Source organism: Asanoa iriomotensis (assembly GCF_016862515.1).
Lineage (GTDB): Bacteria > Actinomycetota > Actinomycetes > Mycobacteriales > Micromonosporaceae > Asanoa > Asanoa iriomotensis.
This window is the reverse complement of the sequence record NZ_BONC01000013.1, coordinates 66,925-80,490: the sequence shown is the minus strand read 5'-3', so window position 1 is coordinate 80,490 and position 13,566 is coordinate 66,925. Positions and strand designations below refer to the sequence as shown.

Genomic DNA, 13,566 nt, shown 5'->3' with positions numbered 1-13,566 from the left:
GTGGGGCCGGTCGTCGTGCCAGCCCGGCGGAATGCCACCCTGACCCACAAGACAGCCTCTGAAGGGTGTCTCGGTTGGGCGAGGGGACCGCGATGCGGCGGTGCCGTCACCGGCGAGACCCGGCCACGGTCGGTCGAGAGAAAGAGCGGCATGAACTCGGAACAACCGCCGATGTCCGCACGACGTGCGGCACCCGGACCCGAGCCCACCCGCAGGCCCTCCATCGCCAGCGAGGAGGAACCCGACGAGCCCTACGTGGGCGAGTCGGACACCACCGAGCCCGCGGTGCCCCCGAGCAGAGCGCCATCAGCCGCCGCCGCCGGCACCAACGGTCAGGCCGGCGGCCTGACGACCGCCGACGAAGCCGTCGTCGTGACCGGCGCCGACGAGTCGACGCCTGCGAGCGCAGCTCTTTCCCCCGTCGGGCGGGATCTTGATGCGACGCAGCGCTCGGCCGCTGGGCCGCTGCCAGGCGCCGGCGCGCCGGCCGACTCGGCGGTTTTGGCCGCAGCGGTCGCGGCGGCGGGAGCCGCGCAGGGGAGCGGCGAAGCGTCCACCTCCGAAGCAGAAGTCGGTGCGGGGGAGGCACCCAAGGACGGCACAGCGCCAGCCGACGAAGCCGCCCGCATGCCCAGCCACCCGGGCGCGTCCCCCGATGCAGGGGTCGCCACGGGGCTGGCGGGCGGCAGCGCAGCAGGGGCGCATACCGAGACCTCCGGCAGGCCCAGCCACCCAGACGCGACCTCCGAAGCAGAGGCCGCCGCAGGTCAGGCGCCCGGCAGCCGAGCAGACGCGACCTCCGAAGCACAGGCCGCCGCAGGTCAGGCGCCCGGCAGCCGAGCAGACGCGACCTCCGAAGCAGAGGTCGCAGCGCGGGCCGCGCGCGGAGGCCCCACCGGGGCTGATGGCGAGACCTCCGGCGCGCCGATTCACGCGGGCGTGAGCTCCGAAGTGGATGCCCCGGCGCGTGCGAGCGGAGCGAGCACAGCTGCGGCGAGCACGATCTCCGCCGGCGCGATCGCGGCGGCTGGTGCAGCCAGCGGCGCTGCGGCGGCGGCTGGTGGGCGAAGCCGGCGCGCGCCGCGGAAGCGCTCGGCGGGCGCGGCGGCGGACGATGTCGCGGCGAACGCGGCTGGCATATCCGATCGGCCGGTCATCGGTCAGGCTGACGCGGACAGTGTTCCGGTTGCCGATGGGGCGGAGTCGGGCGAGGCGCAGGCCACGGCAGGCGCAACGGAAACGACCGCCAAGACCAGCGCGCCGAAGGCCCGGAGCCGGGCTCGCCGCGGCAGTTCGGGCACGGATACTGGCGGGACGCCGCCCGGGAATGAACATGGCGACCTGGTCGCTGCCCGCAGCGGTGAGGCCGAGGCTGCGGACGGCATCCGCGAGCCCGCTGAGGCAGCCGCGGGCAGTCGGCGGGCCGACGCCGGCACGGCGGGCACAGACGACGCAGGCTCGTCGCCCGAGCCGCGTGAAATGTCGCGAGCAGCCGCCGCTCCGCAACCACGCAGCGGCGATGTCGAGGACGGCAGCGCGGCAGCTCGGGGCGACAGCGAACCGACGGCGGCCAACACGGCGACAACCGGTGCGGGCGAAGCTGCGGTTCCGACACGGACCACAGGTGAAGCCGACGCGCGGTCGAGCCGGGAAGGCGAAACTGCGCAGCAGGAGACCCCTGCCAAGGCCAGACCCCGCCGGCGTTGGTGGCCATTTCGGCGTTCGGCGACGGTCAGCACCGCGGCGGTCGGCGGGGCCGCGATTCAGGCGGCGGGCCAGCCCGGTGCCGGCGCGGTAGTCGAAGGTTCGCCGGCGGCGGCCGTCGAGGACAAGACCGGACGCCACGCGGTCAAGCCGGAAGCCGTAGCCCCCGACCGCGACGCCGATCATCGCGGTCGGCACGCCGCCGAGACGTCCGATGCCGGCATGCGTAAGCAAGACGAAGAGAAGACCATCCCTGAAGCCGACGCCCCGGCCAAAACCGCCGCCACGGCGAGCGACCCGGGCGACGAGAATTCAGCGACCAGCGAAGACGGCCACGCCGAGGCTAAGACCACTGACACCGCGACCAGCACAGACGGCCAGGCCCACGCCAAGACGACCGATGCGGCAAGCGGGGACGGCGGCAAGACCGCCGACGCGGCGAGTCAGGCCGGTGACAAGAGCACAGTGGCCAGCGGGGACGGCGACGCGCCGGCTAAGGCCGGTGCCGGTGTTGCTACCGCCGTTGCGGAGAAGGACGGCGAAGGGGCCGATAAGGAACCTGACCGGTGGGCGGAGTTCGCTGGGCGGGCGGAGCCGCCGCCGAACGTGGCCGTGCGGGTCGGGCGGCGGGTCGGGCGGTTCCTCCGGCACGAGTGGACCCTGGCCGCGCTGATCTCCATGGCCGCGGCGGTGGTGATGACCTGGCCGACGCTGCGCTATCCGCGGCACACCATCCCGCAGGACATCTGGGATCCGACCCTGCAAGCCTGGCAGATGTCGTGGTCCGGCCACAGCCTGCTGACCGACCCCGGGCGGATCTGGCACTCCAACGCCTTCTACCCGGAGCTGTGGAGCTTCGCCTTCTCGGACTCGCTGCTCGGCTACGCACCGCTCGGCATGATCGGTGAGGGGCCCGTCGCGGCGATCGTGCGGTACAACATCGTGTTCGTGCTCGCCCACGCGCTCGCCGTGTTCGGTGCCTACGTGCTCGTGCGCCAGCTCGGCGGCGGGCGCACCGGCAGCGCGGTCGCGGCGGCCGGCTACACCTTCGCGCCCTGGCTGCTCGCGCAGGCCGGGCACCTGCACATCATCTCCAACGGTGGCATCCCACTCGCGCTCGCGATGCTCGCCCGAGGGCACGGCTACTCGTTCAAGAACGGCTATCGCCCCGAACGCCGGCATGCCGGGTGGGCGCTGGCCGGGTGGTTGGTCGCCGCGTGGCAGCTCAGCCTCGGTTTCGGGATCGGGCTCGCCTTCGCGTACGTGCTGGCCCTGCTCTGTGTCGGCGCGCTGATCGGTTGGCGCATCCAGCGCATCTGGTTCTGGGCGGTGCGCCGGCCCTTCGGTTGGAAGCTGTTCTTCGCCGATCTCGGCGGTGCCGCGGTCTTCGCCGCCGTGGGTGGCCTGCTCTCGATCCCCTACTTCGAGGTCGCGGCCGATCACCCGTACGCCCGGCGTGGGGTCGAGGAGATCGGCCTCTACTCACCGCCGCTGCGTGGCTTCTTCACCGCGCCGCAGGAGTCGTGGTTGTGGGGTGGGCTGCACCAGCCGCTGCGCGACTCGCTCGGCTGGGCGCCCGAGATGACCCTGTTGCCCGGCTTCGCGCTGATCGGCCTGGCCCTCGCCGGCTTGTTCTTCAGCATCTGGACCATCCGGCAGCGCGTGCTGCTCCTGCTCGGCATCGCGGTCACGACGATCTTCGCGATGGGCAGCGAGTTCCTGGACGGCAAGTACACCTACATCCCGCTGCTCGAGCACGCGCCCGGCTGGGACGGCATCCGTACGCCCGGCCGGCTCATGCTCTGGGTGACGCTGATGCTCGGCATCCTGGCCGCCGGCGCGGTGTGCGCGTTCGTCGAGCGGGTCAAGGACATCTCAGCCAACCGGATCCCGCCATGGCCCAGCCCCTGGCTGCGCCTGGTCACGCTGATCCCGCTGGCGCTCGTCCTCGTCGAGGGCATCAACACCACCCCGCACCCGATCGTCCCGGCCCAGCCGGCCGCGATGCGTACCGTCGAGGGTCCGCTCCTGGTGTTGCCCAGCGACCAGTTGCACGACGAGAACGTGATGCTCTGGTCGACGACCAACTACCAGGACATCGTCAACGGCGGCAGCGGCTTCGTGCCGCAGAAGCTCGACGAGGTCCGCCGGGTGACGGCGACGTTCCCGGACCAGCCGAGCATCGACTACCTGCGCCAACTCGGCGTGCGCAACGTCATCGTGGTCCGCGACCAGGTCCAGGAGGGCTCGCCGCTGCGGACCGCGATCGACCTGCCGGTCGACTCCCTCGGCATCACCCGCCAGGACGTCGGCAACGCGGTGGTCTACGGGCTCTGACGACCAGAACGGGCGGCAGCGACTCGACTGCCGCCCGCGGTGAACCCCAGCGGTCAGGCCCGGACGGGCACCCGCTCCGGTTCGTGAAGAACGTCGGGATCAGGGGCGCCGTCGAAATCCCCGCCATCAGGGTCGTCGGCGTACGTCTCACGGACCGGGTCCAGCTCCGGCCGCAGGATGTCGCGGACGACGAAGTAGCACATCGCCACCACGCCGGCCAGGCGCAGCGTCGCGGCCAGCACGAACACGCCCTCCGGGAAGACCTGCTTGCCCTCGGCGCCGAGCAGCTCGCCGTAGAAGGCCAGGAAGTACGCGACCTCCGCGAGCTGCCACACCAGGAACGCTCCCCAGCGCGGGCGGGCGAGCACGGCCAGGGGGAGCAGCCACAGCACGTACTGCTGCGACCAGACCTTGCTGAAGATCAGGAACGCCGCCACGACCAGGAAGGCCAGCGACGCCAGGCGTGGGCGGCGCGGCGCGTAGACGCCGAGCGCCGCGATGCCGATGCAGGCGAGACCGAACAGGAGGTATGTCAAGAGGTTGAGCGTCGAGACGTGGTCACTCAGCCACTGGAACGGCCCGGCCGAGTTCGGGGACCACTTGTTGTCCAGGTAGCGGCCGATGTACCAGAACGTGCCCCAGTCGATCGGCCTGGTGCTGTTGAGGTCGAAGAACCGCTTCCAGCTCTCGGTGAACAGCAGCGCGACCGGGATGTTGACGGCCAGCACCGTGGCGATGCCCGTGCCCAGCGTGGTCATCGCCGCGCGCCAGCGCTTGGTGCGGAACGCCAGCACCAGGATCGGGCCGAGGATGAACAGCGGCCAGAGCTTCGCCGCGCAGCCGAGCCCGAGCAGGACGCCGGCCGCGACCGGTCTGTGCCGGGCCCAGGCGAGCATGCCGAACACCGCGAGCCCGATGGCCAGCAGATCCCAGTTGACGGTCGCGGTGACCAGCAACGCCGGGGACAGGGCGAACATCGCGGCGTCCCAGGGGCGTCTCTTGCGCAGGGCCAGCAGCGCGCCGACCGCGCCGACCGCGATCGCACCGAGCACGAGGGCGTTGAGGTTGTAGAACCACTGCCCCTGGTTGATCTCCGGGTTGTCCTTGCCGAGCTCGTGGACAGGCAGCCCGAGTGCGCCCATGAACGCACCGGTCAGCACCGGATACTCGACCGGATGGTCGGCGTAAGGGACCTTGCCCTCGTTGAGGCCCTCGGCGTAGTAGAGCGCCAGCACGTCGGTGTAGCAGAACTGCTTGTACTGCTGGAAGTCCCGCCACGCTCCGTCCTGACACGGTGACTTCTGCACCCAGTGCAGCGCCAGGGTCAGGCAGACCAACGCCAGCACGATCCGGGAAGCGGTCCAGAAGCCGCCGCCGGAGCGCGCACCGCCCGCCCGGTCCACGGCGTGCTCGCCGACCGGCCCGCCGATCACCTCGGAGAGCCCGCGGACGAACCCGTCGGAGCGCGACGGCTGGTCGACCGGCTCTGCGTCCTCACGCATCAGGTTTGCACCCACGAAAACGCATCTTTCCGCATGCCACCCGTTGTGCCCCATCCGGAACGCCGATTTTGTCGCATCGGATGGTACGCGAGCGCCCGCTCGCCCGGGCGGGAGCCGAAGCGCTCACCGCCCGGGACGGAACCTCGGCCGAGGGTCAGCCGCCTGGTGGTGGTATGACCGTGAACGGGTTCGTATCCTGCGTCGTCGTCGGGGCGGTGTTGTCACGGCGTCCAGGGCCGTTGCCATTGCCACCGCCGGCGTTGCCGCCCGGGCCGCCGGGGAGGTTGCAGTCCTCGCCGGGGAAGCACAGCGGGGAGTCCTGCTTCTTGCCGTTGCCCGCCTCGGGGTCGCCGATGTGGGTGCCCGGCGGGAACTTCAGCTCCTCGGTGCCCTTGAGGGCGTCGTTCATGAACCGCTTCCAGATGTCCTTCGGCAGGCTCGAACCCTGGATCTTGTCGCCGTTCTTGTCGCGGATCGCCTTTTCCTTGCCGACGTTGCCGACCCAGATCGCGGTCGCGAGTTGCGGGGTCGCGCCGAGCATCCAGGCGTGCGCGTTGTCGGAGCTCTTCTCGTTGAGCTCCCAGGTGCCGGTCTTGCCGGTCGCCTTCCGGCCGCCGTCAAGCCCGCCGGAGATCTCCTGCAGCACGTCGTTGACGTCGTCGGCGACCTCCTGCCGGATGGTCTGCCGCGGCTTCAGCTGCTCGCCGCCGACCTTCTTCCACGCACCCGTGGCGTCCTTCTGCTCCACCGAGATGACGAAGTGCGCCTTGTTGTAGAGGCCGCGGTTGGTGATCGTCGCCAGGCCGTTGGCGTGGTCGAGCACGGTGATCGGGTACGCGCCGTAGCCGACGACGTAGTAGAACGGGTCGCTCTTGCCGATCTTGGTGCTCTTGCTGTTGAGGTCGTACGGCTTGACCGGGTTGTTCGTCCACATGGTGGTGACGCCGGCCCGACGGGCCATGTCGATCACCTTGTCGGCGCCGATCTGGTCCGTGATGTGGTAGAAGGGCACGTTGTACGACGAGATGGTCGACTGGCGCAACGTGCAGCTCTGCCCACACGGAGGGTTCCGCCCCGCGTTGATGACCTTGATCTCGGTGCCGGGCACCTCGTAGTCCCGCGCGTCCCACCGGGAGTCGAGCGAGATGTTCGAGTCCAGCGCCGCCGCGAGCGTGTAGATCTTGAACGACGAACCAGGCGCGTGACCACCGGTGAGCGCGCCGCCCTCGATGTTCTTGCCGGCGAAGTCGTGACCAGTGCCGTTGTCGCCGCCGTAGTACGCCTCCACCCGGCCGTTCGCCGGATTGACCGCGACGCCTGCCGCCATCAGGTTGCTGGGTTGCCCGGCGAGCTCCGAGCCCTTGGACTTCCGCTGGATCGCGGCTTCCAGCTCTTTCTGCCGGGTGTAGTTGATGGTCGTCCTGATCTTGAAGCCGCCATCCTTGATCAGGCGCGCGCAGTTCGCCGCGTCGCAGCCCGGGATGTTCATGCCGATCATCTCGTCGCGGACGTAGTTGATCACGTTGCCCAGCGGGGTGTTGACGCCGCAGTCGGTGAAGCAGGCGTTGTCCTTCGGGAGCGCGTTGACCTTCGGGTACTCCGCCGGCTTCTTGTCAGCGGTGAGCCAGGTCTTCTCCACCATTCCCTGGAGTACGTAGCCCCAGCGCTCCTTGGCCGCGTCGAGGTTGTAGCCCGGGTCGTAGCCCTTGTGCGTCGACGACGGCTGCGGCTGCTTGATCACGGCGGCCAGCACCGCGCCCTCGGCGACGCTCAGCTTGCTCACCGTCTTGCCGAAGTACGCGTACGACGCGGCCTCGATCCCGTAGGCACCCCGACCGAAGTAGATCGTGTTGAGGTACATCTCCATGATCTGGTCTTTGGAGTACTCGTCGTTCAGCTTCGACGCCATGACCGCCTCGCGCACCTTGCGGGCGTAGGTCGCGCCCTCCAGGCCGTCGATGGCGTTACGCGCGTACTGCTGCGTGATCGTCGAGGCACCCTGCCGCTCGCCGCCGGTGAAGTTGTTCCATGCGGCGCGCGCGATGCCGACGTAGTCGACGCCGTCGTGCTCGTAGAACTTGCGGTCCTCGGCCGACGCCACCGCGCGCTGGACGAACTCGGGGATCTGCTTGATCGAGACGAACGTGCGGTTGACCTCGCCCAGCTTCGCGATCTGGGTCTTGCCGTCCGCGGCGTAGATCGTGCTCGCCAGCGGCAAGTTGATCTTCTCTGGCACGACGACGTTCGTGGTGTAGTACGTGCCTCCCACCAGACCGGCGCCGGCCAGGATGACCAGCACCGCGAAGCCGGCTATGGCCCAGTTGATCATCTTGCGGCGGCGGCTGCGCTCGGGCCGCTTGCCGCGACCCCGCCCGCCGGGAGCGCCGGGACCACCAGGGCCACCGGGACCGGTGCCGCCGGGCCCACCCGGGCCGGAAACCGAAGCACGACCGACCCGCGCCCGACCACCGGCCGCCGCGCTCCCGACGGAGGCACTGCCGACGGAGGCGCTGCCAACGGACGCGCTGCCGACGGAGGCACTGCCGACCGAGGCGCGACCCGCGGACGACGACCCGGGCACCGAGGCCGAGGCGCGACCGACGGTCGCCCGGCCCGCCGACGACGGCGGAACAGCCGCGGAACCGGCCGGGGAGGAAGGCACGGAGGCCGACGCGCGTGGCACCGACGCCCGCCCGCCCGAGGCCGAGCCCCGAGCCGCGGGCGCCTGCCCGCCGTCGGACCAGCCGCCCAGACCGTCGCCGCTCTGCCAGTGGCCGTCGTCGCCTGACCCTCGTCCGCTGTTGCCACTGTTGCCCGTGGGGCGGGCGTGGCCGCGCGCAGAACCGGAGTCGTCGTACGAGTTCATTTGTCACACCCTGCCGGTCGCGGTGGTGCGCGTCCGCGCTGCCACCGGGTTGCCGTGAGTTGGACCACGTCGTGCGGTCCTCCGGTTACGTCGTTCCGCCGCCGACATATCCGAAAAAACCGGACTTATCTGGTTAACGATTCGCCCTTCCCTCAAAGACCTAGCGTCTGGGGGGCGAATCGTTGTCACCGTCGCGCCTCTCGCCTTCGCGCGCCAGTCTGCACCTCGGGCGCGGCCAAACCGTCGCGACCGAGCAGATACTGCTCGACCAGGTGGTTCCAGGAGCAGCCCGCACAGATCTCCACTACGTAGACCTGGAACTCACGGAGAGTCATCGCGAGCACCGGCAGCTCGGCCAGTGTGCGCGCCTGTCCCGCCGACTGCTTGAGTTCATCGCCGTAAATGTAGTGGACGTGCGTGAGGTTTTCTCGCCGACAAATCGGACAGCGCTCATCAGTCGGCTCACCGTGGAACCGAGCGGCGCTTTTCAGGTACGGCGAGGCGTCGCAGACCTCGTAGGTCCCGACGCGGCCCGAATAGACGTCACGCAGGACCGCTCGCTTCTGTAGCGAGTAGTCGACGACCTGGCGCTGCGTGCGCATGCGCAAGAGGGTACGCGGTCAAGACGACAGAGGCGACAACCGCTACAGAGCGTGATTCCCCGGCAGCAAATCAGGGGGTTTGCGCGCGCCGTCCACGTGTCTTACCGTGGGCGAAGCGATGTATCGCCGCGATACATCGAGGGCGCGAAGGAGGTCGGTGTTGCTCGAGTTCGCGATCCTCGGGCTCCTCCACGAGTCGCCGATGCACGGGTACGAGCTGCGCAAGGAACTCGCCGCGAAGCTCGGGTCGATCCGCGCCGCGATCAGCTACGGCTCGCTCTACCCGACGTTGCGCCGGCTCCAGTCGGCCGGCTACCTCACCGAAGCCGGCGAGGCGGCGCCGACCACCCCCGAGGTGCCCGCGCTGACCAGCAAGCGCGGCCGCGTGGTCTACAAGATCACGGCGGAGGGCAAGGAACGCTTCGCCGACCTGATCGCGCAGGCCGGTCCCGAGACCTACGACGACGCCGGTTTCGGGATCCACTTCGCTTTCTTCGCGCGCACCGACCAGGCCACCCGCCTCCGGATCCTCGAAGGCCGCCGGCGCAAGGTCGAAGAGCGGCGCGAAAGCATGCGCGACGTGCTCGCCCGGGCGGGCGAGCGCCTCGACGCGTACACCCTCGAACTGCAGCGTCATGGTTTGGACGCCTGTGAGCGCGAGGTGCGCTGGCTGGAGGAGCTGATCGTCAACGAGCGCTCCGGCCGGCAGCCCGAAGGTCGCAAGGCCGACGGCTCAGCAGAAACCAGCCCGCACGTCCAGGACGAGCGGCCGTAACAAGAAGGAGGCAAACGCGATGGGCTCCGTCCGCGTCGCCATCGTCGGTGTGGGTAACTGCGCCTCGTCCCTGGTCCAGGGCGTGGAGTACTACCGGAACGCCGACCCCAACGACCGCGTCCCGGGTCTCATGCACGTCACCTTCGGCGACTACCACGTCTCCGACGTGGAGTTCGTCGCGGCGTTCGACGTGGACGCCAAGAAGGTCGGCATGGACCTCGCGGAGGCGATCGTCGCCAGCGAGAACAACACCATCAAGCTCTGTGACGTGCCGCCGACCGGCGTCCTCGTCCAGCGTGGTCCGACGTTCGACGGTCTCGGGCAGTACTACCGCGAGATCATCGAAGAGTCGGACGCCCCGGCGGTCGACGTCGCACAGGCGCTGCGTGACGCCCGCGTCGACGTGGTGGTCGCCTACCTGCCGGTGGGCTCCGAGCAGGCCGACAAGTTCTACGCGCAGGCCGCCATCGACGCCGGTTGCGCGTTCGTCAACGCCCTGCCGGTGTTCATCGCGTCCGACCCGGTCTGGGCGCAGAAGTTCACCGACGCCGGCCTGCCAATCGTCGGCGACGACATCAAGAGCCAGGTCGGTGCGACCATCGTCCACCGTGCCCTGGCCAAGCTGTTCGAGGACCGCGGTGTCGAGCTGCTGCGCACCTACCAGCTCAACTTCGGCGGCAACATGGACTTCATGAACATGCTGGAACGCACCCGCCTGGTCTCGAAGAAGATCTCGAAGACCCAGTCGGTGACGTCCCAGGTGCCGCACGAGATGGCCAAGAGCGACGTGCACATCGGCCCGTCGGACCACGTGCCGTGGCTCGACGACCGCAAGTGGGCCTACATCCGGCTCGAGGGCCGGTCGTTCGGCGACACCCCGCTCAACGCAGAGCTCAAGCTCGAGGTCTGGGACTCGCCGAACTCCGCGGGCGTCATCATCGACGCGCTGCGGGCAGCGAAGATCGCCCTCGACCGGGGCATCGGTGGCCCGATCCTGTCGGCCTCGAGCTACTTCATGAAGTCGCCGCCGGAGCAGTACGCCGACCACGACGCGCACAACGCCGTCGAGGCGTTCATCCGCGGCGAGATCGAGCGCTGACCGACGCACCACGCCGGTAGGGGCGGTGATCCGAACAGGGTCGCCGCCCCTTGGCGTGTCAGGTGACGGCCCAGTCGCGCTGGAAGGCCACCCGCGCCTCCAGCTCGAGCAGGAAGCTCTTGCGCGGCAGCCCGCCGCCGAAGCCGACCAGCTTGCCGCCGGCGCCGACGATGCGGTGACAGGGCACGATCACCGCGATCGGGTTGCGGTTGCAGGCGACACCGACCGCGCGCGCACCGCCCGGATCGCCGACCGCCGCCGCCACCTCGCCGTAGGTCTCGGTGCGCCCGTAGGGGATGGTCGTCATCCGGTGCCAGACCGCCCGCTCGAACTCGGAGCCGCGACGGACCGACAGGGGTAGGTCGAAGTCGGTGAGGTCACCGGCGAAGTAGGCCGACAGCTGCTCGGCCGCCGCCGCGAGCGCACCCGACGGTGGGGCGACCTCGACGCCCTCGACCGCCTCGAACCGCAGCCCGCACACGCCTGTCTCGTCGGCCGCCAGCGACAGCGGCCCGATCGGTGAGTCGACGACACTCCAACGCATAAGAACCATTCAACCTCGGGGGTACGACATTTCACCGCCGGCGGTAGCCGACCACCAACCGGCCGTCGTCCTGGGTCAGCGAGTCGCCCCCGCACTCGATCCGGAAGGACCGGGCGCCCACCGGGTCGACGAACCCGGCCCGCGGCCCGTTCGCCGCGTCGTTGATGAAGAGCTGGCTGCTCGCGTCGTTGCCGGCCGGGCTGACGGAGATCGAGCCGCCACCAGTGGCGAGTGAGTAACGGAACCGCACCGGCCCGGCAACCTCCAGCCGGATCGGCCGCCCGTCGGGTGCCTCGGCCGTGAACGTGACGCCGGAGCCGTAGTCGGTCTCGCCTGTGCCGTTCGCGCGCAGCCGTAACACCGTGCCCGTGCCGCCGCCGAAGGTCACTGTCTGGCGCAGGTCATCGAGTTCGACGACCTCGCGGTAGCTGACCACGTCCCACTCGCCGACGGGGCACGGGTCCGCCGCCCGTCGCCCGGCCCGGCTCGCCTGCACCACGACGATCGCCCCGAGCAGGAGGAACAGCACCACCGACAGCACCACGATCGGCGCCCGGTGCGAGCGCGGTGTGGCGCCGGGATTCGGCTGCATAACGGCGACCGTAGCGACCCCGGCCGCTCCCTGTCATTCGGGGCCGACGATGCCTTCCGCCCGGGCCCAGCGCAGCAGCTCCGCCTCGGCCTGGTCGCGGTCCAGGGGGCCGTGCTCGAGTCGCAGCTCCTTGAGGTGGCGCCAGGCCCGCCCGACGACCGGACCCGGCGGCACGCCGAGCAGCTCCATGATCGCGTTGCCGTCGAGGTCGGGCCGGACCCGGGCGAGGTCCTCCTCCTCCGCGATCCGGGCGATCCGCACCTCCAGCGCGTCGTAGTCGGCGGCGAGCTGCGCCGCCTTGCGCCGGTTGCGGGTGGTCACGTCCGAGCGGGTCAGCTTGTGCAGCCGGGACAGCAACGGGCCGGCATCGGTGACGTACCGGCGCACCGCCGAGTCCGTCCACTCACCCCGCCCGTAGCCGTAGAACCGCAGGTGCAGCGCGACCAGCTCGACGACGTCGGCGGTGACGTCCTTCGGGTACCGCATCGCCTTCATCCGCTGCTTGGTCATCCGCGCGCCGACCACCTCGTGGTGGTGGAAGCTGACCCGGCCGTCGGGGGAGACGGCCTTGGTCGCCGGCTTGCCGACGTCGTGCATCAGGGCGGCCATCCGGAGCACGAAGTCGGGCCCGCTGTCGCCCTCGAGGCGCACGGCGTTGGCGACCACGATCAGCGTGTGCTCGTAGACGTCCTTGTGCTGTGCGTGCTCGTCGATCTCCAGCTTGAGCCCGGACAGCTCCGGCATGAACCGGTCGGCGAGCCCGGTGTCGACCAGCAGCCGCAGGCCGGCCACCGGGTCGGCGCCGGAGAGCAGCTTGGTGAACTCGTCGCGGATCCGCTCCGCGGTGATCCGGTCGAGGTCGGCGGCCATCGCGACCATCGCCGCGCGTACACCTGGATCGACCGCGAACCGGAGCTGGGCGGCGAACCGGGCCGCCCGGAGCATCCGCAGCGGGTCGTCGCCGAACGACTCCTCCGGCGACGCCGGCGTGCGTAGCCGCTTGTCGGCCAGGTCCGCCAGGCCGCCGTACGCGTCGGTGAAGACATGGTCCGGCAGGCTGACCGCCATCGCGTTGACGGTGAAGTCGCGCCGGCGCAGATCCTCGGCGAGGCTCGTGCCCCACTGGACCACCGGGTTGCGGCTGACCCCGTCGTAGACGTCGGCCCGGAACGTGGTGATCTCCAGGCGCAGGCCGTCGCGCTGCGCCCCGATCGTGCCGAACTCCCGGCCGGTCTCCCAGGTGGCCTCCGCCCAGCCCTTGAGCACGGCAAGCGTCTGCTCGGGGTGAGCGTCGGTGGCGAAGTCGAGGTCGTCGCCGAGCCGCCCGAGCAGCGCGTCGCGCACGGAGCCGCCGACGAGGTGCAGCTCGTGGCCGGCCTTGGCAAACCGGCGACCCAGCTCGTCGGCGACCGGCGAGACGCGGATGAGTTCCGCCACGGCGGTCTCCTGAGCCTGGGTGAGGCGGCGGGTAGAGGATGTTCCGGACATGGGACCGCCAGCCTATCTTTCTGTACGGCGTCGCCGACGCCGCGGGGCTGTGTTCGC

The 13,566-nt window shown here is 70.3% G+C and carries 10 protein-coding genes; 4 read left to right on the top strand and 6 right to left on the bottom strand.

All coding sequences use genetic code 11. From position 1 onward, the window contains the following. Window positions 1-1,926: 1,926 nt before the first annotated feature. On the top strand, window positions 1,927-4,041 hold the full coding sequence (locus Air01nite_RS11860) for a putative glycosyltransferase family protein (RefSeq protein WP_203702058.1): 2,115 nt from the start codon (window positions 1,927-1,929) through the stop codon (window positions 4,039-4,041). Between the two features lie 53 nt (window positions 4,042-4,094). On the opposite strand, the gene Air01nite_RS11855 is transcribed toward Air01nite_RS11860, so the two are convergent. Both Air01nite_RS11855 and Air01nite_RS11850 read right to left on the bottom strand, forming a co-directional pair. Then, the gene (locus tag Air01nite_RS11855) at window positions 4,095-5,543 is read right to left on the bottom strand and encodes a glycosyltransferase family 87 protein (protein ID WP_203702057.1); all 1,449 of its coding nucleotides are present in this window, start codon (window positions 5,541-5,543) and stop codon (window positions 4,095-4,097) included. A gap of 154 nt (window positions 5,544-5,697) precedes the next feature. Beyond that, a complete protein-coding gene (locus Air01nite_RS11850) occupies window positions 5,698-7,872 on the bottom strand; it encodes a transglycosylase domain-containing protein (protein ID WP_203702056.1) in 2,175 nt (724 codons plus the stop codon). A gap of 82 nt (window positions 7,873-7,954) precedes the next feature. Here Air01nite_RS11850 and Air01nite_RS11845 point away from each other — a divergent pair, with 82 nt between their 5' ends. Next, window positions 7,955-8,467: a hypothetical protein gene (locus tag Air01nite_RS11845; protein WP_203702055.1), complete on the top strand. Its 513-nt coding sequence runs from the start codon at window positions 7,955-7,957 to the stop codon at window positions 8,465-8,467. A 127-nt stretch (window positions 8,468-8,594) separates the two neighbouring features. Here the strand turns inward: Air01nite_RS11845 and Air01nite_RS11840 are convergent, their stop codons facing one another. Next, entirely contained in the window at window positions 8,595-9,011 is a 417-nt protein-coding gene (locus tag Air01nite_RS11840; protein ID WP_203702054.1) for a DUF5318 domain-containing protein, read from the bottom strand. A 160-nt stretch (window positions 9,012-9,171) separates the two neighbouring features. Between Air01nite_RS11840 and Air01nite_RS11835 the strand changes: the two genes are divergently transcribed. Both Air01nite_RS11835 and Air01nite_RS11830 read left to right on the top strand, forming a co-directional pair. Beyond that, entirely contained in the window at window positions 9,172-9,786 is a 615-nt protein-coding gene (locus Air01nite_RS11835) for a PadR family transcriptional regulator (protein ID WP_203702116.1), read from the top strand. A 19-nt stretch (window positions 9,787-9,805) separates the two neighbouring features. Continuing rightward, window positions 9,806-10,885: an inositol-3-phosphate synthase gene (locus Air01nite_RS11830; protein ID WP_203702053.1), complete on the top strand. Its 1,080-nt coding sequence runs from the start codon at window positions 9,806-9,808 to the stop codon at window positions 10,883-10,885. 58 nt (window positions 10,886-10,943) lie between these two features. On the opposite strand, the gene Air01nite_RS11825 is transcribed toward Air01nite_RS11830, so the two are convergent. The 3 genes from Air01nite_RS11825 to Air01nite_RS11815 are packed head-to-tail and all read right to left on the bottom strand — an operon-like array spanning window position 10,944 to window position 13,509. Then, window positions 10,944-11,429, bottom strand: a complete 486-nt coding sequence (locus Air01nite_RS11825) for a methylated-DNA--[protein]-cysteine S-methyltransferase (RefSeq protein WP_203702052.1) — start codon at window positions 11,427-11,429, stop codon at window positions 10,944-10,946. Window positions 11,430-11,460: 31 nt separating this feature from the next. Then, window positions 11,461-12,021: a hypothetical protein gene (locus tag Air01nite_RS11820; protein WP_203702051.1), complete on the bottom strand. Its 561-nt coding sequence runs from the start codon at window positions 12,019-12,021 to the stop codon at window positions 11,461-11,463. A gap of 33 nt (window positions 12,022-12,054) precedes the next feature. Continuing rightward, window positions 12,055-13,509, bottom strand: a complete 1,455-nt coding sequence (locus tag Air01nite_RS11815; RefSeq protein WP_203702050.1) for a CCA tRNA nucleotidyltransferase — start codon at window positions 13,507-13,509, stop codon at window positions 12,055-12,057. Between the last annotated feature and the right edge of the window lie 57 nt (window positions 13,510-13,566).